Source organism: Microcoleus sp. N3A4 (genome assembly GCF_036701805.1).
Taxonomy (GTDB): Bacteria; Cyanobacteriota; Cyanobacteriia; order Cyanobacteriales; family Microcoleaceae; genus Microcoleus.
In genome coordinates this window covers 19,086-43,483 of sequence record NZ_JAUBRJ010000044.1, presented here as the reverse complement: position 1 = coordinate 43,483, position 24,398 = coordinate 19,086, and the positions used below count along the sequence as shown (strand labels likewise).

At 44.8% G+C, this 24,398-nt stretch carries 28 protein-coding genes; 13 read left to right on the top strand and 15 right to left on the bottom strand.

Annotated elements, in window-relative coordinates:
• The first annotated feature begins 4 nt into the window (after positions 1 to 4).
• From QUA56_RS23030 to QUA56_RS23000, 7 genes are all read left to right on the top strand, one after another.
• Positions 5 to 877, top strand: a complete 873-nt coding sequence (locus QUA56_RS23030) for a hypothetical protein (RefSeq protein WP_333362067.1) — start codon at positions 5 to 7, stop codon at positions 875 to 877.
• 18 nt (positions 878 to 895) lie between these two features.
• Complete coding sequence (locus QUA56_RS23025; RefSeq protein ID WP_333362064.1) at positions 896 to 1,459, top strand: hypothetical protein; 564 nt, start codon at positions 896 to 898, stop codon at positions 1,457 to 1,459.
• Positions 1,460 to 1,518: 59 nt separating this feature from the next.
• On the top strand, positions 1,519 to 2,052 hold the full coding sequence (locus tag QUA56_RS23020) for a hypothetical protein (RefSeq protein WP_333362061.1): 534 nt from the start codon (positions 1,519 to 1,521) through the stop codon (positions 2,050 to 2,052).
• A gap of 32 nt (positions 2,053 to 2,084) precedes the next feature.
• Positions 2,085 to 2,636, top strand: coding sequence for a hypothetical protein (locus QUA56_RS23015; RefSeq protein WP_333362058.1), 552 nt, complete (start codon positions 2,085 to 2,087; stop codon positions 2,634 to 2,636).
• A gap of 566 nt (positions 2,637 to 3,202) precedes the next feature.
• The gene (locus tag QUA56_RS23010) at positions 3,203 to 3,784 is read left to right on the top strand and encodes an Imm30 family immunity protein (RefSeq protein WP_333362054.1); all 582 of its coding nucleotides are present in this window, start codon (positions 3,203 to 3,205) and stop codon (positions 3,782 to 3,784) included.
• Positions 3,785 to 4,066: 282 nt separating this feature from the next.
• On the top strand, positions 4,067 to 4,237 hold the full coding sequence (locus QUA56_RS23005) for a ribbon-helix-helix domain-containing protein (RefSeq protein ID WP_333362052.1): 171 nt from the start codon (positions 4,067 to 4,069) through the stop codon (positions 4,235 to 4,237).
• Positions 4,230 to 4,667 carry a DUF5958 family protein gene (locus QUA56_RS23000; protein WP_333362048.1) on the top strand — a complete coding sequence of 146 codons (438 nt, stop codon included), beginning with the start codon at positions 4,230 to 4,232 and terminating at the stop codon, positions 4,665 to 4,667. Before QUA56_RS23005 ends, QUA56_RS23000 begins: the two co-directional genes overlap by 8 nt.
• A gap of 100 nt (positions 4,668 to 4,767) precedes the next feature.
• On the opposite strand, the gene QUA56_RS22995 is transcribed toward QUA56_RS23000, so the two are convergent.
• From QUA56_RS22995 to QUA56_RS22960, 8 genes are all read right to left on the bottom strand, one after another.
• Entirely contained in the window at positions 4,768 to 4,929 is a 162-nt protein-coding gene (locus tag QUA56_RS22995) for a hypothetical protein (protein ID WP_333362045.1), read from the bottom strand.
• A 42-nt stretch (positions 4,930 to 4,971) separates the two neighbouring features.
• Positions 4,972 to 5,133 (bottom strand): hypothetical protein, encoded by a 162-nt coding sequence (locus QUA56_RS22990; protein WP_333362042.1) that lies wholly within the window; start codon positions 5,131 to 5,133, stop codon positions 4,972 to 4,974.
• 137 nt (positions 5,134 to 5,270) lie between these two features.
• Complete coding sequence (locus tag QUA56_RS22985) at positions 5,271 to 5,465, bottom strand: DUF7689 domain-containing protein (RefSeq protein ID WP_333362039.1); 195 nt, start codon at positions 5,463 to 5,465, stop codon at positions 5,271 to 5,273.
• Between the two features lie 161 nt (positions 5,466 to 5,626).
• Positions 5,627 to 7,039 (bottom strand): cytochrome c biogenesis protein, encoded by a 1,413-nt coding sequence (locus QUA56_RS22980; RefSeq protein WP_333362036.1) that lies wholly within the window; start codon positions 7,037 to 7,039, stop codon positions 5,627 to 5,629.
• A gap of 318 nt (positions 7,040 to 7,357) precedes the next feature.
• On the bottom strand, positions 7,358 to 8,089 hold the full coding sequence (locus QUA56_RS22975; protein ID WP_445242942.1) for a cytochrome c biogenesis protein CcdA: 732 nt from the start codon (positions 8,087 to 8,089) through the stop codon (positions 7,358 to 7,360).
• A 200-nt stretch (positions 8,090 to 8,289) separates the two neighbouring features.
• Positions 8,290 to 8,532, bottom strand: a complete 243-nt coding sequence (locus QUA56_RS22970) for a hypothetical protein (protein WP_333362034.1) — start codon at positions 8,530 to 8,532, stop codon at positions 8,290 to 8,292.
• Between the two features lie 111 nt (positions 8,533 to 8,643).
• On the bottom strand, positions 8,644 to 9,360 hold the full coding sequence (locus QUA56_RS22965; RefSeq protein WP_445242941.1) for a pentapeptide repeat-containing protein: 717 nt from the start codon (positions 9,358 to 9,360) through the stop codon (positions 8,644 to 8,646).
• Positions 9,361 to 9,555: 195 nt separating this feature from the next.
• Positions 9,556 to 9,693, bottom strand: coding sequence for a hypothetical protein (locus tag QUA56_RS22960; RefSeq protein WP_333362028.1), 138 nt, complete (start codon positions 9,691 to 9,693; stop codon positions 9,556 to 9,558).
• Positions 9,694 to 10,108: 415 nt separating this feature from the next.
• On the opposite strand from QUA56_RS22960, the gene QUA56_RS22955 reads away from it, so the two are divergent.
• Complete coding sequence (locus QUA56_RS22955) at positions 10,109 to 10,822, top strand: tetratricopeptide repeat protein (RefSeq protein WP_333362026.1); 714 nt, start codon at positions 10,109 to 10,111, stop codon at positions 10,820 to 10,822.
• A gap of 117 nt (positions 10,823 to 10,939) precedes the next feature.
• Here QUA56_RS22955 and QUA56_RS22950 read toward each other — a convergent pair whose 3' ends face one another.
• Positions 10,940 to 12,289 carry a peptidylprolyl isomerase gene (locus QUA56_RS22950; RefSeq protein WP_333362023.1) on the bottom strand — a complete coding sequence of 450 codons (1,350 nt, stop codon included), beginning with the start codon at positions 12,287 to 12,289 and terminating at the stop codon, positions 10,940 to 10,942.
• A gap of 118 nt (positions 12,290 to 12,407) precedes the next feature.
• Between QUA56_RS22950 and QUA56_RS22945 the strand changes: the two genes are divergently transcribed.
• Complete coding sequence (locus tag QUA56_RS22945) at positions 12,408 to 12,959, top strand: peroxiredoxin (RefSeq protein WP_333362020.1); 552 nt, start codon at positions 12,408 to 12,410, stop codon at positions 12,957 to 12,959.
• A 359-nt stretch (positions 12,960 to 13,318) separates the two neighbouring features.
• Here the strand turns inward: QUA56_RS22945 and QUA56_RS22940 are convergent, their stop codons facing one another.
• Positions 13,319 to 13,858 carry a phosphate-starvation-inducible PsiE family protein gene (locus QUA56_RS22940; RefSeq protein ID WP_333362017.1) on the bottom strand — a complete coding sequence of 180 codons (540 nt, stop codon included), beginning with the start codon at positions 13,856 to 13,858 and terminating at the stop codon, positions 13,319 to 13,321.
• A gap of 538 nt (positions 13,859 to 14,396) precedes the next feature.
• Here QUA56_RS22940 and QUA56_RS22935 point away from each other — a divergent pair.
• Both QUA56_RS22935 and clpS read left to right on the top strand, forming a co-directional pair.
• Positions 14,397 to 14,999 carry a superoxide dismutase gene (locus tag QUA56_RS22935; RefSeq protein WP_333362014.1) on the top strand — a complete coding sequence of 201 codons (603 nt, stop codon included), beginning with the start codon at positions 14,397 to 14,399 and terminating at the stop codon, positions 14,997 to 14,999.
• Positions 15,000 to 15,373: 374 nt separating this feature from the next.
• On the top strand, positions 15,374 to 15,667 hold the full coding sequence (clpS, locus tag QUA56_RS22930; protein WP_333362109.1) for an ATP-dependent Clp protease adapter ClpS: 294 nt from the start codon (positions 15,374 to 15,376) through the stop codon (positions 15,665 to 15,667).
• A 90-nt stretch (positions 15,668 to 15,757) separates the two neighbouring features.
• Here clpS and QUA56_RS22925 read toward each other — a convergent pair whose 3' ends face one another.
• Positions 15,758 to 16,258 carry a plastocyanin/azurin family copper-binding protein gene (locus QUA56_RS22925; protein ID WP_333362011.1) on the bottom strand — a complete coding sequence of 167 codons (501 nt, stop codon included), beginning with the start codon at positions 16,256 to 16,258 and terminating at the stop codon, positions 15,758 to 15,760.
• Between the two features lie 131 nt (positions 16,259 to 16,389).
• Positions 16,390 to 17,508, bottom strand: coding sequence for a tocopherol cyclase family protein (locus tag QUA56_RS22920; RefSeq protein WP_333362106.1), 1,119 nt, complete (start codon positions 17,506 to 17,508; stop codon positions 16,390 to 16,392).
• Positions 17,509 to 17,859: 351 nt separating this feature from the next.
• On the opposite strand from QUA56_RS22920, the gene QUA56_RS22915 reads away from it, so the two are divergent.
• Complete coding sequence (locus QUA56_RS22915; RefSeq protein WP_333362008.1) at positions 17,860 to 18,441, top strand: Npun_F5749 family FMN-dependent PPOX-type flavoprotein; 582 nt, start codon at positions 17,860 to 17,862, stop codon at positions 18,439 to 18,441.
• A 55-nt stretch (positions 18,442 to 18,496) separates the two neighbouring features.
• Here QUA56_RS22915 and cysE read toward each other — a convergent pair whose 3' ends face one another.
• The gene (cysE, locus tag QUA56_RS22910; protein ID WP_333362005.1) at positions 18,497 to 19,294 is read right to left on the bottom strand and encodes a serine O-acetyltransferase; all 798 of its coding nucleotides are present in this window, start codon (positions 19,292 to 19,294) and stop codon (positions 18,497 to 18,499) included.
• A 200-nt stretch (positions 19,295 to 19,494) separates the two neighbouring features.
• On the bottom strand, positions 19,495 to 19,977 hold the full coding sequence (locus QUA56_RS22905) for a hypothetical protein (protein ID WP_333362002.1): 483 nt from the start codon (positions 19,975 to 19,977) through the stop codon (positions 19,495 to 19,497).
• A 554-nt stretch (positions 19,978 to 20,531) separates the two neighbouring features.
• On the opposite strand from QUA56_RS22905, the gene mrdA reads away from it, so the two are divergent.
• Positions 20,532 to 22,337, top strand: a complete 1,806-nt coding sequence (gene mrdA / locus QUA56_RS22900) for a penicillin-binding protein 2 (RefSeq protein WP_333361999.1) — start codon at positions 20,532 to 20,534, stop codon at positions 22,335 to 22,337.
• A gap of 243 nt (positions 22,338 to 22,580) precedes the next feature.
• Here the strand turns inward: mrdA and QUA56_RS22895 are convergent, their stop codons facing one another.
• Entirely contained in the window at positions 22,581 to 24,332 is a 1,752-nt protein-coding gene (locus tag QUA56_RS22895) for a DUF3352 domain-containing protein (RefSeq protein ID WP_333361996.1), read from the bottom strand.
• Positions 24,333 to 24,398: the final 66 nt, after the last annotated feature.

Genomic DNA, 24,398 nt, shown 5'->3' with positions numbered 1-24,398 from the left:
AGCCATGAGTGACTTCAAAAAATCCAAAAAAGCAGCAGACTCGAAGCGAAAAACCCAGGGAGATGTTTCTGATAGTAGCAACCTGGATGTTTTAGTTGAGGATATTGAGCAAGCAGATCAAGAAGTTGATGAGCAGATACAAATTATTGAAACTAAGACGCAAGAACTCAAAAACCTTGAGCAAAAATTAGAATCATTACCGGAAAAGTTGGGTGAACTGGAAGGAGAGGCTTTGCAAGTTGCTTACCAGGAAATTAATCAAAAAATGGAGCAAAAAGCAAGCGAGATTGATGAATCCAGAGGCAAGCTGGAAACAATTAAAGAAGATATGCAGCAAAAACAGTCTGAAATTACAGAACAAATTGAAAAACGTGATGAAGCTTTGACAGAACTTGAAGAAGCAGAGCGAGAGTGCAATGCTGACCTAAGTGAGTCTAAGGATGCTGTAAATGACGAGAAAAATAATCTTGAGGATGCTCAGAATAAAGTCGGTGAAATTCTGAATAAAATTGATGCTGCTGGAGAAAATATGAAAAAAGTTGATACTACTATTTCAAACGCACAGAGCAAAGCCGATAATATTTTTTCCAAAATAGGAGATGTTTCCAAGAAATTTGCTGCCGGAGTAGTAACATTTACTGGAATTGCTTCAGGGTTCGCAGATGTGAACAATCGAGTAGCTGCTCCACTGTTTCCGAACGATTCTGGATTTTCACAAATCAAAGATATGTCTAATCAATCTGAAGAGTATCATTCGCTCAACTCAGATGCTATAGATTTAGACACTTCCAGGGAGTCAGAAAAAGAACGCAGGAAAAGAGAATCAGAAAGAGCTAGTGAGATTGGCAATCAACCGGGAACAAGTGGCAAACCTTAACCGTACTAGAGTAAAACAATGAGCAACGAGCAAGAAAAAACTAAACTATGGAAAGTCTACGGCATCTTAATGGGTGTTATGGTAGGTGGTGCTGTGCTAATTCTAGGGGGTCAAGCCACCTGGAATGCCATTCAACAGAATATGTCAAAAGCCAGTATTGAAAATAAACCACCCTCTACTAACTCTTTGCCTTTAAGCACTCCACCAGCAGCAGCAGTGCGATCGCAAATTCCTTTATCTACACCCTCGGTTTCAAGTGTCAGTAGTTCGCCATCAACTTTAGTGTCTCCTTCTAAAAATTCTCTTCGCTCAAATCAGGAAATAGGGACAGAAGAGGAAATAGATAAGATTACCGATCAAATTTTTTATGACAGATATCCTGAACTAGCAGGTCGAAAAATCAGAAGTGATGAATCTAGTTTACAGGAAGAATGGTCTCGCATCAAGCAATGTGAAGCGGTAGTCGATTACATCTTTTATCAGAGACATCCAGAGTTAGGGAAAAGAAGAATTGTCAAAAGTGAGTATTCTCTAGCTCAGGAGTGGTCAATAATTAAAGATAGCGTAACTGGCTGTCGCTAAATAATGAATTAAATCATAATAATTCAAATGATGTCCCTTAAAAAACTACAACTAAAACTATGAATAATGATGATGAACAAAAAAGAAGCCTCTGGAAAACTTATAGTATTTTAATGGGTGTTATGGTAGGTGGTGCTGTGCTAATTCTAGGGGGTCAAGCCGCCTGGAATGCCGTTCAACAGAATATGTCAAAAGCCAGTATTGAAAATAAACCACCATCTACTAGCTCTTTGCCTTTAAGCACTCCACCAGCACCAGAAGAGCGATCGCAAACTCTTTCATCTACACCCTCGGTTTCAACTGAACGAGTAAGCTTTAATGAAGGTAGTACAGGAGCAACAATTCGTGACAGTGTAACAGCAAATCAAAAAAAGCGCTACTTACTAAACTGCGGTAGCGGACAGCGCATGACTGTGCAAATCAGGCAGGGAAGTATTAATGTGACAATTATTTCTCCTAACAATCAAACAATTGGCAATGCTGTAAACGGTGTATCCCAATGGCAGGGTCAACTGCCAAATAGTGGAGATTATATTGTTGAAATTTCTGCACCCAATCAGTCAGGCTACGTCATTAATATTGAAGTTTCATAAAGTTTTACTCATCAAACAGGAGATAATTACCTATGGATGACCCAACAGAAAAACAAAAATTATGGAAAATATACGGCATTTTGATGGGTGTTATGGTAGGTGGTGCTGTGCTCATTCTAGGTGGTCAAGCTGCCTGGAATTCCATTCAAGAGTATTTGACTAAATCTAATACCCCTTCAAATTCAACACCCCAATCTTTGACACCTTCACCTAATAGTACCGTCTCACCTTCGGATATCCCGTTGAGATCGACGCCTGAGCAAACTCTCAATAACTTCTATGTACTGACAACTACAGATAATAAGGCAGCCGGAAAAGCATTTACTACTGACGATTTTAAGAAAAAATACCCTTCAAGTGATAGTAACAAACAATGGGTCAGTCAATATAATTTTATTAAAGTTACTCAGATGAAACCTATTGAAGAATCTCCTACTAGAGCAAAAATGACAGTTTGGTTGCTTTATTCTTTTAAAGATGGTAGAGCAGAAGCGTGTGAATACAGAGATTTTACTCTTGTACTCAATAATAATAATTTTTTAATAGATGACATTGGCGAAGCGACTCAAACATCTTGCCCTTAAAAACCCGTTCATATTTTATGTGTTCGTGGAAGCGATCGCCCTTCCTGTCCAAAAGTGCGATCGCCTCCCATTCACCCAAAGTAATCTTCCATGATTTAATTAAAATAGGGAACTATTTTTTACTATAAAAAAAAGGCATCCTCAAAAATACAAGTGACAAATAACATACCTAGATTACTTCCAGGTGAAAGCACAATCGGACAATTTGGTGACTTGAACAAAATCCGTCGCACAGGAGACAACCTTACACCCCACCATATTCCATCCGATGCTTATATGAAACAAATAGGAATCTCTGGTTACACTAGAAACAAGGGTATTGCTATCTTGATGGAACAGCCATATCCAGGAAGGGGTGGCCGTCATCGGCGTACACAATCCTATGGACAAAGACCAGACTTTAGTCTATCACCCCGGCAAGCTCTAGCTCGTGCCGTGTGGGATGTGCGATCGATTTATCGCCAAGATCGGCTGTATACAGCACAGATTAGGCAGAATTTACAACAAGTCATCAAACAAAACAAGCTGGCATGGTCGGGTACTTTTGATAAAGTGGGAGACATAAGATGAACGTTACTCAATTAATAGAAATATTAAATGCTAATAAATTTATGCTATCCGATCAGGAAGTCATGAGTTTTGACTTCACTTTAGCCGAACTTGCCCTACATCCTAATAGCGAATATTTGCCAGAACTCTATCTGGTTTTAGATGACAGATGCGAACAACATGAAGTCATGTATGGTCTCATTCATTTTCTGGAGTCTTTTGAGCTAAAAGACCAGTTGCAGGCGTTTATTGATAGCATAGACCGGATGATTGTTAATGCTAAAGAATGGACAATGATTCTAATTTATGGAATTCTCAATCAGGATTTATCCCGGAATTTATATAGCCAAATGTTACATTCTACTGCTTCTCAAAATCGGGAGTTATGTACGCATTTACTGCGCGAAATAGCGGCTAATGAATCCCCTCCTTTATCTTCCCATGCTGAGTCAGTTATTTCCAGCGCAACTGCGATCGACATTAATATTGATGAAATTCAGAGGGATCTGTCGAGCTTTCTTAAACTCATCCAAGATGGGAATATCTTGGTACTCTTGCAAGACGATCGGCCAATAGCCGAAATTAAACCTATCAAATAAGATGTAAGCCAATCTCAGGATGAGCGATCGCCCTCTCTTCCCCAAAAGTGCGATCGCCCTCAATAATTTGACAGTTAACTTATCAAAAACCCTCCCTCAAAAAAGTTATCCTCGGCGAGAGGGTAAATCAAACACCACTTCAAATCGGATGTTGGGCACTCGTTGCCGAAACAACTGAAGATGTCCCTCCGCATCCGGCTGCGATAGCGACCGACGATCGCCCATTGCAAGCTGGACGGGCGAGGTGGCACAATAGGGGAAACTTCCAACAGATTGCAAGGCATGAGCGACAGCGAGCGGATTTCAGTAGTTTTGCCAACACAGGCTAAAAAGGATCTCGAAAAGTTGTGCGAGATCGAAAAGCGATCGATCTCCAACTTTGTCTACCTTCTGATTCAAGAGGCGATCGATCGAGCAAAAGCATCCGGCAAGCTCAAATCAACAGATGATTGAAATTACACTAAATCAAATTCAAAAAGAATTAATTAGCCAAGAAGATGCAAAAAACTGGTTTTTAAGCTTCCCAACCGAATACCAGCAGGAAATATTGCAGCGGCTATCCTACATGACCATCCAAGCAGGGGCGCGAGAAGAAGATGTTTCCCTAGCTATTGCCAAATCAAAACTTCGCCCAACTTACACCCCTTGTGTGTTGCTGAGTAGAGGGCGATTAAAAGAACAAATGGCAAAGCTTTTGAAACTGCCGCCCTCAGAATCTATCAAAACTTTTTTCCTGTTAATGAGTTTATTGGCAATTGCCGATGCCCGCAGGTACTGCAAATATTGTCAATATGGCTGTAGCCACTGGTGGCATCGCGATTTGAGCGATCGCCAAGTTTTAGATGAAATTCGGCGCGAGTTGCAACAAAGCATTCTTGTTTAAATTGTAGCAAGCTGTGACGCGATCGGGCGATCGCCACTCACGCTGCAGCCATAATTTCACTTATTTCAACTTCTTATTTTTCTCTTATACTCTACTTCCATTAATTACAAAACAAACTCGGCTCTACATGAAAAAAACTTCCTAGAATCAATGCCAGCTCTTTGCCAATATCTCCCTCACCATTAACCACTTCATATACTCTTTTTTCAGACCCCATAACTCCCACCAAATCCGCAAGTTGTAACTCTCTTTGTTCCATCAAAAACAGCAATATTGAATTAGGAGTTGCTGTGGCTGCTGGTGCTTAGTATTCTTGCTCAAATTTTTCAATTAATGCAATCAGCAATTCATATAACTCGTCTTCTTCAAGAGTGCGATCGGCCCGGTGCATAAACTCTTCCACCATAGCCAGAGCCTTTTCATTGTCCGCTTCGTTTCTAATTATTTTCGGTTGGTACTGAGACAATAACTTTTTGTATTTATCTGGATTAAAAGTAAACCTTAGTTTAGCTCAACCAATTTCTTTCGTCAAGTGCGATCGCCCTTCACGTCCAAAAGTGCGATCGCCCTCACATTAACAATACATCTAGCTAATAAACCCTTTTATTCAATCGATCGCTTTAAAACTTGTTTCACAGAACCATACATCTCACTTGTCAACCCGTCTAATTCATGCTCTATATCTTCCCATCGCCCCAATGTACTCGTCCACTTGCCATTAGGTAATTGTCTAGCCGCGTGTGTTGGTTCTCCGTCAGGATTACCATATAGAACCCATTTGACATCTTTTACGGTCACGTTACCACAAGACCGTAAAAGATCCCAAATGGGTTCTATACAGCCACGATCGCGATCGCCTGCATTCTGTTGTGGTTATAGTTTGAAAACACGCCCTAGGGGGGACTGATACTACCTTTAACCTGGTTGTTGACCAATGGTGGGCTATGCCCACCATACAATTAATTTTGACTAGCTAGAGAAGCCGGCGCTATTTCGCCCTTTCCTTCCTCTTGTTTCGATTCTGCCAACTTGTCCAAAATCTCCACAACTTCTCTTTCAAAAGTTACCTGAGCACGATTAGTGCGCCCGCCGACGTATAGTTTGCCGTCCTTTTCCAAAGCCCAAATCTGCGAGTGAGACAGATAGCTCATCAGCACGCTGAGCATTAGCAACCCGAAGCCAGTATAAACGATCGGAATGCCCGGATCGGCTTTAATTTGCAATCCCGTACTGCCTACAACTTCGTCAATTGCCAGCATCACTCCGTTAACTTCCACCGCTGTACCTGCGCGAACTGTAGTTAACAATTTGCCATCCGTACCGTACACTAACATGGTGCCTTGTAAGTCTTTTGCTAGCAAAGAAACTCCTGCACTCAAATCTGGTTTTGTCGGAATCCAAGCACCCCAAATTCGGCCTTTACCTTGAGTATCTAACTGAGCCATTGGTAATTGTAAAACCGGGCTTTTGTTGAGGCGAACTCGCACGGCGGCTATTGCCCAATCTGCTTGATAAAAAGTGACTCCCCGGTATCTGAGGGGCTCGTTAACGTGAATGGTTTTGCGATCGACCTCTTGGCCTTTTTTGTCCAAAACTGACAGATCCGAGTAAAATTGATCGATCGCACCGCTCGGACTGTAATCGATCCAGAACCGATTAACTCGCATCGACCAATCCTTCGGTATTTGCGGCCCCGCCCAAGGCCCCGCATCTATGATATTCTGCACCCGAAATGTTTCGCCGCTGGGAACCATTTCTTGACCGAGAAATCCCGTCATCGCGCCCCACATCGACCCAGCTAAAATAATTAGCATACTGGCGTGAACAATAATCGGGCCAATTTTCCCAATTATGCCCTTGCGAGCATAAACTTTTTCGCCTTCTCGAAATATGCGGTAGTTTTTTTGCTGCAAAAGTTGTTCTAACGAAGTCAAAGAAACTGTGTCTAATTCCGCACTGAGAGCTAATTTTTCAAACTGCTTTGGTTCTTCATAAAATTTCCAGCGGCGGGCGGCTTTTAATGCTGGAAATTGTCGGGTAAATGTACAAGCTGTTAAGCTGCTTCCGAACAAAATTAGAATTGACAAAAACCACCAAGTGCGGTATACGTGGTCTAGTCCTGCAAGTAGCACAACTTTCCAAGTTAGGAAGCCGAAAAGGGCTGGGTGTTCTGGATAGTTAGATTGGTAAAAGGGTACTGATTGACCTTGTTCGATGACTGTGCCGGAAATGCTGAAAAATGCGATCGCCAGCAGCAAGATAATTGCCAGCCGCAAATCTGCTAGCACCGGCAAGATTTCTCGCTTGAAAAACCTTTGAGGGGCAGTCGCCCAGTCTGATAGTTTAGATAGAAATACTTCTTTTGATGTCATTGGTAATTATGAAGGAAGAGGGAAGAAGGAAGAGGGAAGAAGGAAGAAGGAAGAAGGAAGAAGGAAGAAGGAAGAGGGAAGAAGGAAGAGGGAAGAGGGAAGAGGGAAGAAGGAAGAAATAGGAATAAAAAACAAAAAATGAATAAAATATTATTATTTTTATCGAGCAAGTCTCAATCAATTTTGAATTCTTTCTCTTTTCTTTCTTTCTTCCTTCGTGTTCTTCGCGTCTTCGCGGTGCGTCAAAAAAACTTAATTCACGCATTCCGTAGTGATTGCTATATCCTTAAATAAGGACTGAAGTCCTTACTACGAACCTTACGCGGGAAGTATGCGAGAAACCAGCGAAAAAACGCCAAATCCTACTAGCAAAACACCGCTAACAGGCGTAATCCAACTCGACCACCGACGCAATTCTAACAACTTTTTAATGCTCGCGGTAAAAGTACCTGCTACAATCAGCGGAGCGACGTAGCCAGCAGCGTAAAATAGCAGCAACACACCACCTAAAACAGTATCCCCCGTTTTGGAAACCCAAGCTAAGAGTGTAGCTAAAACCGGCGTGCTGCACGGAGACGCTACTAAACCAAAAGTTAAGCCCAATAAGTACGATCGCACGCCCGCAGGCAAATCTTTCGGCACCCACCCCACAGCGTCGAAAGACGGCATTTGTAAGGGTAAAGCTTCGAGTAAATTCAGCCCCATTAGAATAGCAATAATGCTGACAAGAATTGGCAAACCAAGGCCAATTTTGCCGTAAACTTGTCCGGCAAATGATGCTACAATGCCTAAACCCGCAAGGGTAGTGGCCAATCCCAAAGAAAACCAGGCCGACTGGGCGGCGGCTTGCAGGCGGCTTTTTGCTTCGTATCCGCCGATGTAGCCGATCGTAATCGGTAACATTGAAAGCATACAGGGCGTTAAGCTCGTTAGCAACCCTGCCAGAAAGATGACTCCGACGCTGATTAAACTGAGGTGCGTCAGTTGAGTATTTACTAAATTATTAGCAAATTGTGCGAGTTCGTAAAGTTGAGTTTGCAGGGTTTCCATCAGTCGATTTTAGATTTTAGATTTTAGATTTTAGATTTTAGATTGACTCCACAGCCGATCGATTTTAGATTTTAGATTTTAGATTGACTCCACAGCCGATCGATTTTAGATTTTAGATTGACTCTACAGATGAATCTGGGAGTTTAAACTAAATATCTAATTTTTTTGCTCTTCACGACTCCTGTCGGGGGCTTGTATCCCTAGGCAGGTGACTTCAGGTTCGGGGCTGTTCTGGCTTTGTTGAAAATTGTAACAGATGCGCGCAGGTTCGGTTTGAGATTTAAGATTTTAGCGAGATTTACTGGTTTGGAGTTGAAAGGTCGATCGCACCCTGGTTTAAATTGATATCTGGACAGCATCCTCAACAAGCTGTTGGCAATGGGCGCAGCTTGGGAGTTGAAAAGTCGATCGCACCCTGGTTTAAAGTGATATCTGGACACCATCCTCTACCAGCTTTTAGGAACCGTTTTTTTCCATTCCACAAGAAAAGTCATAAATTGTGAAACAGGCATCTTGACTGTTATTGCTTGTTCTTGAAATGATTCAGACCGACTTTATTGTAAATTAAAGCCACTTTCTTCATTAATAGAGCCGTCTGGCATTATTGCCCCTGCCAGCACCGCACCTCTGAGATTGGCTCCCGTTAAAACAGCGCCTTCTAAATTAGCATTGCTCAAATTTGTGACTTGTTTGGAACCTCGGAAAAAGAAGCTGTGCAAGTCAGCCCCTGTCAAATTAGTGTCTGCCAAATTAGCATATTGCAAGTCAGCACCGTGCAGCGTCGCATCAGTTAAATTAGCTTGGGTGAGATTGCTTCCCCAAAGTCGAGAATCTAACAAATTAGCATCTTGTAAATTGGCGCGACTCAGATTTGCCAAAGTCAGATTTGCGTCCCACAATTTCGTGCCGTTGAAATTAGCTTCTGTCAAATTTGATCTGCTGAGATCCGTGCCTAAAATATCAGCATTTGCTAAATTAGCGCCGCTGAGGTCTGCGCCAGAAAGGTCAGCATTTTTTAAATTTGCACCGGACAAATTTGCACCGGACAAATTTGCGCCGCTCAAGTTGGCTTCTTGGAGATTAGCTCCCCGCAAATCCACAGCGCTCAAATCGCACTGCTTCCACAAAAAACTGACGCACCAATTATCTTTTAATAGCTGACTCAAATCCTCCGCATTTGCGGCCATAACAGGAGGAGTTAAGTAGAGAGTGAACAGGACGATCGCCAATACTGCCGCGAAGAAAGTTTTCAACCTCATAACTCTTTTCATTGACACTAATTTGCGCCATAAATTATTGATGTCTAATCAAAGCATAACAAATAACCTGCAACTTTCCTCAGCAATATTACTCAAAAATATTAGTGAAATGTTAATCGGGGTTGGCGCAGGCACAAACTTAACTCAGGAAGTCTTAGACGCTCTAAGCTAGAAACCCGGTTGCTTCACAGATGCCTCGCTGCCAAACTAATATTTTTCGTCAAAACTGGGTTTAAGACGATCGCAAGTTCGATCGGGCTTTGCCAGTGGAATATCGCTACCAAGTGATACTTCCGGCGGGCAGTGGCGATCGATACTGCAGGGGCATCCCATTTTTGCTTTCATATCATGGACGGTTGCATCAGAATAATATATTTCGATGATCTAGCGTGCGAGCGTCTCGCTCGCGGCTAGATCGCGAGCGAGACGCTCGCACTCCTAAAAAACGGCTTTTTACCAAATTGGGATGCTCCCATACTGCAGGGGCATCCCTCCAAACAATCCAGGTAGGAACTTCTGAACATACAAAGAAAGGAACCGCCCAGCCCGCCGGAAAATCCCAGATTTAGGGGGTTCTAGACGCAATTCTCCCTAATTGCGATCGGCATCACTAACTAAGCCCAACTCCCCTCACACAAGTCAAGCCCCGAGCATCACCAATTCTCATCAAACTTATCACGTTTCTGAGAGTACGGATATCACTGCCAGTAGCTGAAATATCGAGGAAAATTAGAGCATACAGTTAAACACCTGCCCTCTCATGCCTACTATCCCCATTCTCCCGAGCCAATTAGTTGTCACAACTATTTTTCAGTCGATCGAATCTTTGGGATTCGCTAATATTGCAGGCCAAGTATTTTCGGGCGAGCAAGCTGAATCTCGACAAGAAACAATTTTAAAGCTTAGAACCAGAAAGTTTTATACTCAGGGTTTAAAAAATCTCAAACAACAAGATTTTTACGGTGCAATTAAAAATTTTACTGCCACAATTAAGATTAATCCGCACTTCGCGTCAGCTTACAACGATCGAGGTATGGCCCGCTACAAATTAGGCTACAAACAGCCTGCCGTTGAAGATTTAACTACCGCCATTGAACTCAATCCTTACCGAGCCAAGTATTACAGCAATCGCGCGTTTATGCTGACTCGTTTAAAAGATTATACTGCGGCGATCGCGGATTACAACTCGGCACTGCTGATCAACCCCAATTTAACCCAAGCTTACTTTAACCGAGGTGCTATCCGCCTGCAAATGGAAAATTCCCTGGCAGCACTAGCTGACTTTGAGTCAGCAATTCGCCTCGATCGCGATTTTGCTAAAGCTTACTTCAACCGAGGAGTGACTAGATATAAATTGAGAGAGGTTCAGGGAGCATTTGAGGATTTTCAGAAAGCGGCAGGGCTTTTTAAGCAGCAGGGGAGAATGGATTCTTATCGAGATGCAGTTTCTAAAATTAGACAGCTATGGTATTAGTTGAATTGGGAAATTGGGAATTTGGAATTGGGGAATTGGGGAATTGGGGAATTGGGGAATTGGGAATTGGGGAATTTGTAAGGTGCGCCACAAGCACCCTACACCTAATAGTTAAAGTTAGCCAATTCTCAATGCTGCATCCCCAGTTGGTAGATCGTTAGGACGAGGAATCGTAGATAAAGGAATTGCAAAGGCTGCATTTTGAACAGAGGCGACAGTAGAATTTTGTACCACAGTAGAAGCCCCTGCCAAGTTAATGACAGTATTGCTTCCAGATTGAGTGAATGTAGTATCGGATAATTTTCCTGTCAAAGCAATGCGATCGCCTTCCTCTGGTCTAAAATCAACTATTGTATGACTTGTCGGGAGCAGGATAATAAAAGGAAGAGAAGCAGGATCTACTCCCAGCAAAACAAAAGTATCTGCACCACTACCTCCTGTGAGAGTATTGTTGCCTGTATCTCCAATCAAAATATCATTGCCATCACCACCAATTAAGATATCATTCCCTTGACCGCCTCGCAAAAAGTCGTTACCAGCATCACCATTGAGAGTATCGTCACCGAAATTGCCAATCAGAATATCGTTCCCAACACTACCGCTAATGGAGTCGTTACCTTTGCCGCCTCGCAAAAAGTCGTCACCGGCTTCGCCACTGATGGTATCGTTGCCTTGGCTGCCATTAATTGCATCATCAGTGGGTGAACCGACGATGCGATCGTTTGCGCTACCTCCCAGTACACCGCTGGGATTTTGCTGAGAGTCTTGGGAAGTGACTTGATAGTTGTTGGGAGTGTTTGGCAGTCTGAGCGCTTGCAAAGATAGATTTACGAAATTGGTACTATTGATTAAATCGTTGAGCACATTAACATCGCTAATTATGCTAGAAACCCGGCTGGGAACGATTCCTTGAACGACTTTTGCAGTCGAAATGCGATCGCCCTGCTGCACCGCATTCACCGTTTCAAAACCTTGAATAACGTTGCCAAAAACAGCATAATTACCATCCAAAAACGGCAAAGCATCCAAAGCAAAATAAAACTGCGAAGAAGCCGAATCCAAAGCTGTAGAACGAGCCATTGCCACGGCCCCGAGAGTGTGCTGCAACTGCGGTGTCTGAGTCACAATTTGGTTGTAAACAGGTTGCGCGGCCCCTTGCGGCTTAATTTCCAAAGGAATAAAACGCGCCTGATTGGTATCCGGGTCAATAAAACTCCCCGTTCCCAATTGACTGGCTGGAATTGTAGTATCTTTGCTGCGCGGATCGCCTCCTTGCACCACAAAAGGATCTGGCTGGCGCACAACTCGGTGAAACATCACCCCGTCGTAAATGCCGCGTTCAACTAAGTCAACAAAATTTCCCCCAGTAATCGGGGCATTAGTGCCGTCTACTTCGATCGTAACGGGTTGACCGTTAATTACCTGGACTACTAGAACTTTGCCTGTTAACGGGAGTGCAGCGCTCATGGTAAATTGCTATTTGAGTGAGTGGTCTTGGCGTTTTAGAAGCAATCCGCGAATTGCCCTTACCCATTTAATCAGAAAACTGTAAACTTGTGTTAAGTACAGTTCTACTTCTAAATTTATGATGTCTCGCCGCAAGTTTTTTACCACTTTATTGGCAATTTGTCTAGTTTTTCTGAGTTTCAATTTTCCCTCCCCTGCCTTTGCCCTCGGCGGCAAGCTTCCTCCGATAAATCAACCAGCGCCGGAGTTTTCTTTGCCGACAAACAGCGGAGGCGGACAAGTGTCCCTGTCAGATTATCGCGGTAAGTGGCTGGTAGTTTATTTCTATCCGAAAGACTTTACATCCGGTTGTACGATCGAAGCACGGAGATTTCAGCAAGACTTGCCGAAATACTTGGCAAAGAATACTCAAATTATCGGCATTAGCGCTGATGATGTCAACTCCCACGCGGAATTTTGCGATTCGGAAGGCTTGAAATTTCCGCTGTTAGCTGATACCGACGGCAAAGTCAGTAAAGCTTATGGTTCTTGGATGAGTTTTATCTCGTCCCGGCACAGTTTTCTTATTGACCCAAAGGGCATTTTGCGCGAAACTTTTGTGAAGGTTAATCCGGCGATTCACTCGAAAGAAGTGTTGGCTCGTTTGGGGGAATTGCAGGCTAACGGGTAATACCATTTTAGGTTTTCGATTTTCGATTTTCGATTTGAATAATTGGGAATGACTGATGAAGCTGGTGTTTGTAGTGAGGACTACAGTCCTCTGCATTTTCAGAGGATTTTAGTCCTCACTGCAAACGTTATCAGGTTGATTTGACCTGACATCTTGCACCATTCTCAATAATCCTTTTTTGGGCGGGTTCTCCTGCCCAACCCCTACTCCCCACAAGAAAATCTACTCTTTATGGAACGGACATCTTGCCCGTTCTTGACAATGGTGCAACATCTCAGTTTTACGCGAAATGAGGGCTGGTAACGTGACAAGCGATATAAGAGTAAAACTAAAATCTAAAATCGCCTGTCCCGCCATACTCAATGAGAATTCAATTTGCTATTGATTGCAACAGATTCGGAAGAAGATTCAGGCTCTGACTGATTTCTATTTCTGTTAGCCATGCGGCGTTCCGGGTCAATTCCCTCGAAGGTTGGCGGCAACCAAACTCGGACTACCAACAACACTCCCAAAACCAGCAAAAATCCACCTGTTGATAATATTTGAACCCAGGGAGTTTCCAGCACTCCCCGCACGATGATTTCTCGCAAAACAGACACTATACAAACTTCCACAGCCACCCCTATCGAAACGCGCTGCTCTTGCAAGTAAATAATTAGCAGCCGAAATAATTCCACCAAAACTAATAAAAATAGAATGTCGGCAGTCACTTGCTGAAAATTCAAAGGAGGCAGCAGCGAGAAAAACATTTCTCGCAGTTCGAGTACCATGAAACAGAACAAACCGATACACAAAGAAATTACAATTAAATCTTGAACTGTTTCGAGAGCGCTGACTATTAGTTTCAGATTCAACCATTGCGGGGGGTGATTAATCTGGTTATTTGAACGGTTTTGCATAGACGGCACCTGCAATCTGTTTGACTTGTTTACAGCTTAAGTTAAAGTGAGCTTATCTTTAACAAAAAATCGGTTTAATTTATTTATAACAATTATAAAAATTCCCTCTGTTGACAATTTGCCATAAACTTTTATTTACCGCGCAGGCGGGTTGACATTTTGCCAAAGTTTGTGATATTCCCACATGCGATTAGTAGATTTGACTGGTGAAAAGCAGAAGCCAATCGATTTTAGATTTTAGATTTTAGATTTTAGATTGAAGAATGGGATAATTGAAGAAAGCGACCTCACGGATGAATCCGGGGGCTGGTTATCGGATACTATATTTTTTATTTATGCACGGATGAATCCGGGGGCTTGTACCCTGGCTGATGAAGGTCAAAATCCTAAAATGCTGCAACTGCTATACAATATGAAAATTGTAAAGAATTATTGACCACAGCTTGATAAACTCAAGCTAGCGACTCTCGGCTTTAATCATACAAAAGCCGGTAAGTTAACCGAAAAACCAAAAGTAATCCAGAGAGGATTGAACACCATGACATTTGAACTTGCACCATTACCCTTCGCCCCTGACGCCCTAGAGTCAGATCATATGTCGGCCCACACGTTTTCGTTCCACCACGACAAGCACCACGCTGCTTACGTGACCAATCTAAACAAACTGATTGAAGGCACCGAACTTGCCAGCAAATCCCTCGAAGAAATTGTCAAGGAATCTGCTAAAGATCCATCCAAAGCCGGCATTTTCAACAATGCAGGTCAGGTTTGGAACCACAATTTCTTTTGGAATTCCCTCAAACCAGGCGGCGGCGGCACTCCGACAGGACCTTTAGCTGAGAAAATCAACGCTGACTTCGGCAGCTTCGACAAATTCAAAGAAGAATTTAAGACTGCTGCGACAACTCAGTTCGGTAGCGGCTGGGCTTGGCTGGTTTTAGATAACGGCACTTTGAAAGTTACCAAAACTGCCAACGCCGACACCCCGGTTGCACACGGCCAAACTCCGTTGCTGACTTTGGATGTGTGGGAACACGCTTATTATTTGGATTTCCAAAACCGCCGTCCCGACTACATTACTAATTTCTTGGATAATTTGGCTAACTGGGATTTCGCAGCAGCAAATTTGGCTGCGGCTTAATAGCATCTCAGTTTGAGGACGGACGCGCTCACTACAAACTTAATAGGTTTGCAGCGATCGCGATCGTCCTTCTTGAGATGACTAGACCTCTTGCAAAAATCCTTTCATCAATTGATGGGACGGGCTCTCCGGCCCGTCCCACAAGAGTTATTTTTTATTGTGGGATGGGCCGGAGAGCCCGTCCTAATTATTTTTGCAAGAGGTCTACTGTTAACTTGCGTTTGAGGTGCGCGGTGCAACGCAGGACGCATGGGTAAAAATAGACCCCGAAGCAGATCAAAATACCAAGTAGGGGTTAAAAATTTCAGAAATTGTGTTATAGTGCTATCGGTAACTTTTTTACAAATTTTGTAGTTTCAGTGGCTGTTCGCGCGATGACCTCTTCACCAACCATAGCACCCGTTCGATCGAGTCAAGTTACCCGCAAACCTTATCCCAACTATCGGGTAATAGTCCTCAACGACGATTTCAACACATTTCAGCACGTTGTGGAATGTTTGACTAAATACATTCCAGGGATGACGAGCGATCGAGCTTGGAAACTCGCCAACCAAATCCACAACGAAGGCCAGGCAACCGTCTGGGTTGGCCCGCAAGAGCAAGCAGAACTTTATCATATGCAATTGAGCCGTGCTGGACTGACAATGGCTCCGCTAGAGTCAGCTTGAAAAGCGTGTAGAAGGTCGGAAAGTTCGATTGTTTGTCGGTAATTAATGGGAAATTGATAGGATGTCCGCAGAAACGATCGGAGATTGGCGTTAAGAGGCGATCGTAATTTTCCCAATCATCCCCGCCTCTGTATGTCCGGCTACCGTACACCGAAGGTTGTAGCTTCCCGATTTCATCGGCACAAACACCCATTCTGCCATAGCGCCCGATTTAAGTTCCAGTTCGTGAATAGCTCCTTTAATTTCCACATTACCAGCTTCAACTTTTTGAGTCCAACTCGCATCAGCAAAGTTTTTAGCAGTGAAATAATGTTTCTGCGAACTGGGATTTGTCAGCACTAATTTATAGCGCTTGCCCGATTCAAATTCTAGCAGATTGGGAAAAAACTTAAGTTCCCCAGCTTCGTTACCCAAACTAACAGTAATTTCGGTCACTGGTTGGCGAGACAAATCACCGGCAGCACTAGCAATTGCCGCCGGCACCAAGATTGTGCCCAAACATATAATTAGTCCCAAAATCACCTTGAGAGCTTGTTGTAACCGCTGGCTGCTGTAAAATTCACCTAATTGCAAACCGAGTAAATTGCTCATGGCTGTTCAGACTACTGTTAACTGTTAACTATTAACTGACGACTGACGACTGACGACTGACGACTGACGACTGACTAATGACTGCTGACTAATGACTGCTGACTAATGACTGCTGACTAATGACTAATGACTTAATTCGATCGCCAAGTTTCATCCCAAGGCCCGCCCCCAACCTCCAAACCCGATAAAGAACTTTGAGCCTCTAAGATAATTCTAGAACGCTGCTTGCCATTTTTTTCAACATTTCCCCCCAACAACTCTCGCAGTTGCAAGCGCAATTCCCCGTGCGTCGTATCCCGGCAGCAAAAAGCCATGCCTTTTTCAGTAGGAGTTCGCACATAAGTACCAGGACTGTTTGCAGTGCCAATCAACTCAACTTCAAACTGACTGTTTCTCGCCTGCATTTTCCAGCTTCCCCAAGGTTCAATATTCCAACTAACTTGTGAATTCCAAGGCACAAATTCGTAAAATTTGCCTCGGTAATGCAGACAAATCATTGCTACCGATTCCATCCACCACAGCACGCCCCGCTTGCCGCCACCAGCAGTTAAAGCTAAATCCTTTTCGCCTTGAAAACAATTGCAATTAATCCAAAACCACTTTTGCGGAAAAGCACCGCCCCAGTTTTTTTCGCTGTAAGCGGGAGCATCTTTAAATTCGTAGCGTTGGCCGTTCCAATCAATCCAGCCCGTAGCTAAACCGTGAGCCATTAAAATTTGCCAGCCCGGTTCAAATACGGGCAGAAAAGATAGCATTCCCGCCGTAGATTTCTGGATATCATCTGAGTTACCCCAGCCGTAAACAGGTTGAATTTCGTACTGCCAAAAACAGCGGCTGCCGCTTCCCGGATCGTGCAGATAACCTTGATTCAAAGTAGCAGTAGCTTGATAGCCTTCTTCGACGCTGCTGTCGAATATTTGCGGCTCTAAATATTGCGGTTTAATTTGTAAATCTGTTTTGCCCCAATGTCCGAAACCCAAGCTTTCTCGGTGCGCCCAAAACTTATTTACATCGGGGAAGGTTCGGCACAAATAGCTATCTTTCGGGCCGAGAATTTGAGCTGCACCGCCGCTGTAAGGTTGACCGCCTCTGGGGTCTTCGATGGAATACATGAATGCAAAGGATTGTCCGTGAATCGGTAATGTTATTCGATAGTACCAACCTTCAAAAAAGCGCCTGGAACTGCCGTCCCAGTGGTAGCCGCTGTGGGGAGTTTCAATAGTTTTGAGTTTGGAAAGTGAATTTGACATAAAATGACCAATAGCAGAAAGAAGAGTCATTAGTCAGCAGTCATTAGTTATTAGCTAGCAGTCATTAGTTATTAGCTAGCAGTCATTAGTTATTAGCTAGCAGTCAGTAGTCAGTAGTCAGTAGTCAGTAGTCAGTAGTCAGTAGTCATTAGTCAGAAGTCAGAAGTCAGAAGTCAGAAGTCAGAAGTCAGAAGTCAGAAGTCAGAAGAAAAACAAGAAACTATGCCCAATTCCCAATTCCCAATTCTCAATAACTAAGGACTAAGGACTACTGACTAAGGACTAAGGACTAAGGACTAATGACTAATGACTAATGACTAATCCCATTACCAATATGATAGGTTATTAATTATGTCTTTAGCACTTTGGCGATCGCCCTTAGCTCGTGCCCTCCACCGCAACCGCAGTCTCGCTTTTGCCCGCTACTTGCAACTAGCAACTGTTCGCGCCACCGGGCGTCCGGCCAACCGCACTGTGGTGTTTCGAGGTTTTTTAGGAGATACTAATCAGTTGAAATTTATTACAGATATTCGCAGTGAAAAAACTGAGGAAATTAACCTCTATCCTTGGGGGGAAATTTGCTGGTATTTCCCCAAAACTCGCGAACAATTTCGGATTGCTGGAAAGCTAGTTTTGGTTGGGGCAGATTATGCAGAGGCAGAGTTGTGCTCATCGCGCCGCACAGCTTGGCAGGAGCTTTCTGAGGCTGCTCGATCGCAGTTTGCTTGGCCGCATCCGGGGGAAGACAAAGCGGAGGCTGGTGCTTTTGATTCTGCTTCCCCAGATGCGATCGAGCCGCTGCCTAATTTTTGCTTGCTGTTGTTGGAACCGGAAACGGTGGATTTTTTGGAGTTGCGAGGGGAACCGCAGAACCGATCGCTTTATCGGCGCGACGGGGAGGGAAATTGGTCTGTGCGATCGGTCAATCCGTAAAAAATTAAAAATCAAAAACAGAGACTGGGATTTTTTATTTTGAATTTTTAACTCCTCAGATGCCGCTGCAGTCAAAAAACTCTTCAATTGCTTTATCTTTTAACTGACAAGTGGTGGCAACAGCTAATTGGGGTTTTTCCGCTACAGCTACATTGGTGGTTTGATTTAAAGTTGGGAATGCTGAATCGGAATTGGCAACAGAAGTTAAGGAGACAGATGCTTGAGGAAGCAAACTTTTTACTTGTTGTTCGAGAGACTCGATGCGATCGAGCAATGAGCGAATCACGACGGCTTCGGAATCCGGCAAACTGCCGTGTTCTAGGGGGTTGACGCGCACTCCCGATCGATAGACGATGCGGCCGGGAATCCCTACCACTGTACAATCAGACGGTACGTCCCGGAGTACGACGGAACCGGCGCCGATGCGGACGTTGTTGCCAATTAGCAGATTGCCGAGTACCTTGGCGCCGGCACCGACTACTACATTTTCGCCGACGGTAGGGTGACGTTTGCCGCTTTCCTTGCCTGTGCCGCCAAGGGTGACACCTTGGTAAATTAGGGCAAAATCGCCGATAATCGCTGTTTCGCCGATCACAACCCCCATACCGTGGTCGATGAATACGCTTTTGCCGATCGTTGCCCCCGGGTGAATTTCAATTCCGGTCAAAAAACGAGCAATGTGGGAAATCAAGCGGGGGATGAAGGGAAGTCCCAGCACGTAAAGCCAGTGTGCGAGGCGGTGCAGCACTAAGGCCTGAAGACCGGGGTAACAAAATAAAACTTCCAGCCAGTTGCGAGCGGCAGGGTCGCGATCGAAAATTATACTGAAGTCAGCTCTAAGGGTCTTTAGCACTTTCAGAGTTACCAATTTTGGTTAAACACGCCACTTTCAATTTTACCGGATGGGGGGAGAGTCGGAGAGGGGAGTGGGGGAGTGGGAGATTGGGAGATTGGGAGATTGGGGGAGATTGGGAGTGGGGGAGTGGGAGATTGGGATATTGAGGGAGAATTTGATGATATTTTCTTGCCCCCATCCCACAGCGCCACTGCGTTCTATTCCTGTACTGAGATTGTATAGTTAGACTTGACTCCGGCTTCGAGAGTACCGACCCAAATCCTGTAAGAGCCTGCTTGCCAGTCAGAATCAACAATGCCGGCATCTTTATTCTGACCTGCGTCGTCTCCGCAGCGCACCGCATTACCTGGGCCTTGTACGAGTAAGGTTGTGTCCTTGCCTCTGCTGTTGACTTGGATTGTGAGTTTTGAAAAGTTTTGCTGCAAGACTATGATGTGGTCGGGAGTTGGAGTGGCAAAGCCCAAACATTTGTTTTTGTGGCGATCGGCGTTGGCAATGGCAGATAGAGAGTACGATCCGCCTGTGGAACCTCTCAAAACTGCTGTTGGGGCCCCAAAACCTCGCGATAAAGTTAAAGTGCCGAAATTGGCTGTTTCTGCTAAAACTGGTAGGGCGGCGATCGCGGCGATCGCCGCCAAGATCGCACCGTTTTTGAAATGGGCTCGCTGATTAAACAACATGGCAATACTCCTCGGTCACAACTTAAAATCACAACTCAGAATTTACCCATCACAGCCCCTAGAATCCGAACTCTGGAGGAAGAATAATTTTTTTAAAATTAGTTCAAAACCTCCTGGCTTGTGTTCCTTATTTCTATCAGGACAATGACCTGTGCGATCGCGCTCCGAGTGCCACTCCAATTTCTGCCACAGACGATCGACTCCTATCCGAAATTGTACGGTGTCAAGATGATAAATTTGATACTCTTAGCCTTGCTGTTGGCGATCTGTTCCCTATTGACACAGATTTTGGTATTGTTACCTATGGGTCTATTCGGCTGGCTCCAGTTCCCTAATTGGCTGAGCCCGATCTTGATTTTGCTGGCGATTTCTTGGTGCTTGGGGGATTAGTCAGCAGTCAGCAGTCAGGAGTGATTAGTTATTAGTCAAAAGTTAATTATCGATCGTTCCGCTTCCCCCAACGGTTAATGCCCGATCGTCCTCAATCTGATGATGTATACTTCACAATTGACAATCAGGAATCTAAAATCTAGGATTTGACATCTACCTATAGAATGATGCAACGACAATTTTATTCGATATCAGGATTTCATTCTTCTGACAAAACCCTGGGGGAAACTCCTAAAAAACAAGATCGTCCGATACACCGGGCGCTCGTGTTTATGCTGGTGGCAACCGGTTTGCTCGGCCTGCACGCTAGTCGCCTGGTGGAATTGCAACTGGTACAAGGGAAGCAAAACCGAGAACGAGCCGAAAACAATCGCGTTCGCCTAGTGCCAATGCCGGCGAATCGCGGACACATTATCGATCGCAAAGGCAAGCTGCTAGCGGGAAACAATTTAGCTCGATCGGTATATTTGTGGCCGAAAGAACAAACGCCGGAAGAGTGGAAAGCGACAGCAGAAAAGTTGAGTCCGCTGATCAAAATTCCGAGCAAAGAAATTTTACAAAAATTAAAACAGGTCGATCCTCTATCCTACAGACCGGTGCGGATCAAGCAAGCGATGTCGCCAGAGGTGTTTGTGCCGCTAGCAGAACAGGTGGGACAAATGCGGGGAGTGGAAGTGCGGCCAGAAGCGAACCGCTACTATCCCGAAGGCAGTTTGGCGGCTCACGTTCTCGGATATATTGGCGAAGCTACCGCAGCAGACTTGGAAGCTCACCCGGAATATCCGATGGGGATGATTGTCGGTCAGATGGGCATAGAAGCGAGTTCTAACAAGCAGATTGCGGGAGTTTGGGGCGATCGGCTGATCGAGGTAAATGCTCAAAATCAAGAATTGCGGCTGATGGGAGAGACACCGCCCAAACCCGGCGAGGCGGTGCAGCTAACCATAGACTTGGAAATGCAAAAAGCAGCGGAAACAGCCCTGGGGAACCGCCGGGGGGCAGTAGTTGCCCTGGACGTGAAAACTGGCGCGGTATTAGTTATGGCCAGCCACCCGACTTTTGACCCCAATCTGTTTACGCGAAAAATCAGTAAGGATGACTGGGCAACTCTTCAAGACCAGGAAAATTCATTTTTGAATCGGGCCATGCAAGGCTATCCCCCCGGCAGCACTTTTAAAATTGTGACTTCCGTCGCGGGCATGGAGTCGGGCAAGTTTTCGCCGGACTCAATTCTCGGTACTTCGTCTTACATTACTGTGGGGGGAATTGATTTTAACGAACACAGCGGCGGTTACGGCTACATAGGCTTTCGGGATGCCTTGGCTTTCAGCAGCAATACGTTTTTTTATCAAGTGGGGATGAGTACGGGGCCGGAGCAAATTTCTAAGTGGGGACACCGCTTGGGAATTGGCAAGGATACGAATTTAAACCTTTTGGGGCTAAGCGGCGGCGATCACGGTCAAATCCCGACGCCGGATGACAAGGAGAAAATTTATAAAGAACCTTGGTATGCGGGTGATACGGTAACGATGGCGATCGGTCAGGGGTTGGTGTTGGTGACTCCTTTGGAGGAGGCGGTGATGGTGAGTTCGATCGCTAACGGCGGCTATCGGGTGAAGCCCCATCTTTTGACTTCTATGACTGGCAAACCCCAGACTAAATCGGTATATACGGGGATGAAACCTTCGACGATTCAGGTGATTAAGGAGGGGCTGATCGCGGTGGTTGCCGAGGGTACTGGACAGGGGATGAATGACGGTACGATTCCGATGACGGCGGGCAAAACAGGGACTTCGGAGGTCATCGGACAGCAGGATCACTCTTTGTATGTGGCCTTCGGGCCTGCTGACAAGCCGGAAATTGCGATCGCCGTGGTTGTGGAAAATGGCGGTTTTGGTTCTGTTGCCGCGGCCCCGATCGCCAAAGAGGTGTTTCAAGCTTATTTTCTGAAATCTAAAAAGCCAAATTAGTCATTAGTCATCAGTCATTAGTCATTAGTCATTAGTCCTTAGTTATTGGGAATTGGTTGTTGGTTATTGGTTGTTGGTTAGTGCGAGCGTCCCGCTCGCGATCCGATCGCGAGCGGGACGCTCGCACTGCACAATAATTATCAGCGATTACCCCGACATGATATTACCAATTACCCATTCCCGATTCCCGATTACCAAAAACCAAAAACCAAAAACTAATGACTACTGACTGCTGACTACTGACTAATTCAGCCGCATAAATATTGTAGCTTTACGAATTCCTGTGACTTCTCCGGTACTGGTGACGCTGAGCGATCGCAAGTGATCGAAAAATGGTCTCGCTGAAAGTTCAATTAACCTCAACAGCGGGATTTGTTTTTCCCAAATTGCCCTGCTGGAGGGCCAGTCTAAATAAAAATAGCCGTCGTTAGATGGCGGTAGCGGTTCGATGCTGGTCTGAAAGTCTTGATTTGCCACCAAAGAGCCTGTTGCGACTGCTTTGAGTGCTGCGTCCATTGCTTCTACTGAAGTGGTGAAAATTTCGTATTTGCCGACCGTGGCTCGGACTCCTTTTGCCTCGGTTTCGATCGCACTTTTTCTATTATTTTCTGTACCAGAATTCTGGTTCGTTGTCAACTGCGTCCAAGCGGTAATTTTCTGGTTTCTGAGAGTGAAGCTGCCGATGCTGTATTCTTTGCTGCGGGCAATTTCATCGAGTTTGTCGATCGCCTGTTGGGAATCGGGAGAGGTTTCGGCGGCAAAAATCCAGTCAGCACGATTTGACGAATTCGGAAGCACTGCTAAAGCGTATTCTCCTTGTACCCAGTTAAATATATCCTGCGGCAGGTTGACTCCCCAACCTTTCTGAATATCTGCGATCGCGCGATCGACTAATTTTGAGACTTCTGCATTGCTGGACACCGCCGATGACAAATCACCCCAAAAATTCCTTAAATCGGTGCTGGCGACGGCGAAAGGACTGGCTGATGGAATGTACTGCAAGGCTTTCACCGGTTCGGAGAGTGTTGGAGAAGCTGTGTTTTCTCGCGATGTCACTAAAGCAGTTTGAGCCAGCAATCCCCGTCGGTTGACTCCGACAGCAACTGCGAGGGAATTAAGAGAAACTTGGGGATTTTGCTCGGTTGATGACTGCGGAAGATTCACAAAGGCTAAAGCGATTCTGCCTTGATTTAACTGCTGTAAAGCTTTTTGATATTCCGGGGTATTGTTGAGATTTAGGTTGGCTGCTTCAAGGTTATTAATTGCATCTCGAATCACATTCGGACTGTTGGCAAATAAAACAAAACTGGGGTTATTTGCGGAATTTGAACTGCCGGTGGCCGCTGTTGCGAAGCTGTGCGGCAAAGTTGAATTCTGCCGAAAAAGCGGGTTGAATGGCGAAATCGGAGAAGTTTTTTTGTTAGCTATTGGTACTTGTTTATAATTAATCTTGACAGCTTTATATAATTCAGACTGCACTGTTTTATCGACACGAGATTGTTTTTGCCAGTAGGAGTCTAGAAATTTTTGGCTGCGATCGGCATCTTGGGAAGAAACGGCCAGCAAAAACCCGGTTTGTTTGCCGTTTTTGCTGTCGCCATCGAAATCTGGCGTTGTGACGGCGAGGGTAATTTCGTCACCTATCCAAGGTTGGATATCTCGACTGTAATCGAGGCCTGTATTGGCGAGGATACTTTTTTTGATTTGCTCAAATTCAGCGTGCGATCGACTTCTTTCTTCGGGAGACGCAAAAACTTGCCGCAATGCTTCGAGGCGATCGGGATTTACCAGCATTGAAGCTAACAAAGGTGCTTGTTTCGAGACAAACACAGCCGCAGCCGGAGTAGTTGTCGGCCCGCCGTTGAGTAAATTCAGGGGAGTTTGAGTTGTCAGCCAGTAAAAACCGCCTGCACTCAAGCCTAAGAGTGCCAAGACGCCAGCAATAAGGAAAGAAAAGAACGATCGCAACTTCATCGGCAAAGCAAAAATTACCACAGTCTATTATTATACACCCAGAACCCAGACTTTTTTGAGAAGTCGGGTTTATCGCCACCTTGTTAA